Origin of the sequence: Nostoc sp. UIC 10607, assembly GCF_047228265.1 — a bacterium.
Taxonomy (GTDB): domain Bacteria; phylum Cyanobacteriota; class Cyanobacteriia; order Cyanobacteriales; family Nostocaceae; genus Nostoc; species Nostoc foliaceum_A.
Genome location: NZ_JBIQNW010000289.1, coordinates 1 through 299, shown reverse-complemented (window position 1 = coordinate 299; position 299 = coordinate 1). Strand labels below are relative to the sequence as shown.

Sequence of the window (299 nt, the reverse complement as noted above, 5' to 3'; positions counted from 1 at the left end):
GCTAATTCCAAAAGTTCCACAGAGCAATGTAGCTCAGTAGTCAATTACAAGAAAGTATCAGATTCGCTGAATGACTTAACGATGTGTGCAGTCAAACTAGCTCCAAAGGCTAACAATCCGAACTCTTGTCCCTTAATGCCGTAACCTAAAATTGGCTCTATGCCCTCGGAAACGTCGGAAACTTCACTACCACCACCACCACCATAAATAGTGATGGAATCAACATTGTTCAGGTCGTTGAGGAAGCTTTCAGAATCTTGGAACAGTTCAGAACCAGTGGTATTTAGTTGCGAAAGAGC

The 299-nt window shown here is 42.8% G+C and carries 1 protein-coding gene; it reads right to left on the bottom strand.

The window, feature by feature from the left end; genetic code table 11:
• Positions 1-44: 44 nt before the first annotated feature.
• The coding region (locus tag ACEYW6_RS36810; protein ID WP_412983695.1) for a hypothetical protein at positions 45-299 on the bottom strand (255 nt) is incomplete at its 5' end.